The organism is Vibrio sp. B181a, from assembly GCF_030248375.1.
Classification (GTDB): Bacteria; Pseudomonadota; Gammaproteobacteria; order Enterobacterales; family Vibrionaceae; genus Vibrio; species Vibrio campbellii.
Genome location: NZ_JAHGAD010000145.1, coordinates 1 through 3488, shown reverse-complemented (window position 1 = coordinate 3488; position 3488 = coordinate 1). Strand labels below are relative to the sequence as shown.

The following is a 3488-nucleotide window of genomic DNA, read 5'->3' as shown; positions in this document are numbered from 1 at the left end:
TTTTACTTGACCACTACAGGTCAAGTACTCTGCCCATGACCCATTCACATCGGTAAATTTCACTACCTCTTTTGTATCTAGCTTAACCAGAAGAAGCTCATCGCTTTTTTTCACAACAACTTGTGTGCTGTCTGTATCCCACATAATGTCGTGACGAATTGAACCATTCTCCTCACTAATGTTTGTTACTTCGCCATTACTTAGATCATACAACACGGTGCTATCTCTCTGAGGGATAACAAGGTAGCGGCCGTTTGGCGAACGTGACATATATTTTGCGTAATCAGTCGTGCTTCGATAAACAGGCGGTGGGAATACCCCATCAGGGATCAGCAATTGAGGGTTAGTACCGTCTATATTCACAGCCCAGTAACTAACCTTAGAATTGTCTTCTGGGTTTTCGACTGTAAACAGCAACTGAGGGAGTTTCACATTCTCAGTATTCCAATTTGCTACCTTCGAGTTCGTTGGGATTTTAAAATCATAACGATAAAGCCAACTCTTAGTATCTCCCCGGTTTGTATCTAACCAATCAGCTAACAAGCCTATTCTTGCTTTTTCATCAAAATAGGGTTTAGTAGCAATGTAACCAACGCCTGCGACAACAACAGTCGTCAAACCCAAGCCGAGTAATATTTTCTTTTTCATTCTTAATCCATTTTCTAATTTTGTTACAACGACCAATCCAGCACTAATGACTCAAAGCGTTGTTTCTCTTCTGTAGTCATACCTTTAGGCTTGTCGTTTGGCAGAGCTTTTGGCGGAGTTTCAGTAGCGCTCTCAGGTTCAACAAATAAATCGTTGTAAGCGACCCGATCAAAAAGTATGTGACGACTGTCTGGGTCTTGGTCATGCACCAGGGACATAGTAAAGACCCCGTCCAATGGCAGCCCGCTTAATAACGCTTGCTGCCAATCGTGGTCTTCCCCTTCATAAAACTCTAAATCAAAGACGTCTTTATAATCGCTATTGTGATCGATCACATAGAGTGAATTCAAAGCGGTGATGCCAGACGTACCAACATCCACTCGGAATAATAGGCCACTGTTTTTTCCATCCACATAGGCAATCACTGTATTACTCTGGTCATAGCTGCGAACGATGGCCTGTTGGTCACTCAGCCATGGCATGTCGTCTTCGGTCACTTTGTGGATGGCTGCGCTGTCTACATCGGAGGTGAATTCTTTTGCACTGAATGACTGTGCGTCACTGTAACTGCTTAATTCATCTAATGGCGTGCTGGATTTCTCTAGCAAAGCAGCATCCGATTCTAATGCTTCAATTTGAGCAAAGCGCTTTTGCTTTGGTGAGAAAATGATCTTGAGTCCATTTTCTCCCTGTTGGACTTCACCCGATATTTTGTAAGGTGCCCAGAAATGCGCCATAGCAAAACCGCTTGCGCTTCTTTGTATTACCTGAGGTGTGTCTTTTTTCTTTTCTTCTTGCTCTAGCGTGCGGTAATACTCGACGTCAACATCTTGGTAGTAACCTTTCTCGTTTATCGCCATCTCTCGCCAAAGCTTTCCTTTCCAAAACACATAAAGGAAACCACCACGCAGGTCAGAAGCTTTTGCTTTGTCGTTGCTACCATCTAAGTAAGCCAATGGTCTCACCGGCACCAACACGTTCTCCCACTCATCCATCTGCGTTTCTTTATCGACGGGTTGCAAATCTTCGGCGAGTTTAAGCAAGATTGGCTGAGGCTGGTCAGAACAAGGGATTTTGATATAAAGCGTTTTGCCTTCAGCATCCAGATCTTTAAACGTGGCAAGGCTGCGGTGTTTGTTCTCGGTATCAGCCTTGCCTACAGTCACTTTTTCTTTTTGAGCGTCGGTTTTTCCCAACATCAAACAGGCTGCATTACTAGACCACTGCCCAGCAAACTCGACAACAATTTTGTGTTCTGGACTCGGCTCATAAGGCACATGCGCGTAGCTGCGAACCAAAGTAACATCGTCCGTTACCTGCTTATAACCCGCTTTATAGACTTTGCTCTCACCAGTCGATGAGACAGATTCAAGCTGTGCTTTTAGTCTTGGGAAACTTTGTAATTGGGTATCTGTTAACGGTGTTCGACGAGAGAAGGAAGACAACGCCACCCAGTTGCCATTTCCTAGCTCGTTTCGAATAGCCGTTAGCAACCCGGCGCTAGACTTCTTGGCTGAGATTGAGATCTTCTGAGCAAGCTCTTTAGGCAGGTTTCTGAGAATGTCTTCTGAATTTCGCACACGCGAAAGCTGCCCAATACACTCATCAGGTGTAAGGACGTAGGATAGCTCGTTGGAGGAAAGCTTCGAGCTAGGTATAAATTTGCAAACTAAATGCATTTGAATTCTCCACAACCAACATCGTAAATATGGTTGCGGTGACGTTTAAGCTGATAAGGCTTACTGGTACGATTTGGTGCGTTAATGCTACTAATTTAATTCATAACATTCAATCACATAGAAAAACCTGCAGAAAAACCCAAAACGCCCCAAAACCGACAAATTAACAGTCCATAAAGTCACTTTAACTAGCAACTTGGACATATTGCCTACTGTGCTTATTCAAAAAGAAGGCTTTAAGAAAAACAGTTTTTTTTACTTTTGAGCAGAAGTTAACAAATTCAGTTTAAGCGCTGATTGCCACAGGTTGAGATTTTGAAGGGATATGCACTCCTCAGTAGCAATGAATAGCTTATCGCTACTGAGGAAGTATGAATAAAAAAGGTGAGTGCGTGTCACACTCACAAAAACGCGTAATCGCTTTGATGTGATGCTAGGCTGGTGCCACTTCATTACAATTACACAACTGATAGGTAGTACCCTACCTTATGCAGAACTCTATACTTGGGGTATAGCATTGCGTGTAACTATATAATATTGCGCAATATTCTCAACGTGGCACATTCACCACCACATACCTGTATTGACCCGCACAATCACTTTAATAACAACTAAAAGCAAAATTGCTCTAGGCATTCTAGATGTTTGACCTTGTAGAAAGACCGTCGAATCATCTGGCTCAATTATGAGAAAATGCGAATCATTTGACTTAGATCACTTAAATACGAGCAAAAAGAAAGCGAGCTTAATGCTCGCTTCCTTTTAGGCTGCTTTCTGGGAGGGTAACTCCGCGGAATAACTTTCCCAATAGTTTGGAACAACAAGCACTGTAGTACTAGAGTAATTGAATGTTGTACTCACCTCATCAGCGATCGCAGATAGTGAATTGGTACCATTTGCATAAACGGTTATTTCTCCGTCTTTCAAAGTAGACAAATCAAGATCAACGGTCCATGTACCATCATCTAGCACTGTTGCGCTACCTAGAACCTCCAAGCTATCGGTATCAACAGCTTTGAGTGCTATTGTGTCCCCCGCCTCAAAACGAGTAGTTGTGCCATTGATAGTTACTGTTGTATTACCCGATACATCACCGATGGTTCCGATCGTGATCGTTGGGGTAATTGGCATTGAGTGGCTACTGTCATCTGCGCCTGTGTT

2 protein-coding genes and 1 pseudogene are annotated in these 3488 nt (G+C 43.1%); all 3 read right to left on the bottom strand.

Annotated features, from left to right (window positions below):
* A pseudogene (locus tag KIO97_RS26735) lies at positions 1–648 on the bottom strand (hypothetical protein); the annotation flags it as partial.
* A gap of 23 nt (positions 649–671) precedes the next feature.
* Entirely contained in the window at positions 672–2327 is a 1656-nt protein-coding gene (locus KIO97_RS26730) for a hypothetical protein (RefSeq protein ID WP_285384426.1), read from the bottom strand.
* 762 nt (positions 2328–3089) lie between these two features.
* Positions 3090–3488 (bottom strand): hypothetical protein (locus tag KIO97_RS26725; RefSeq protein WP_285384425.1); only part of this gene is annotated, 399 nt, incomplete at its 5' end.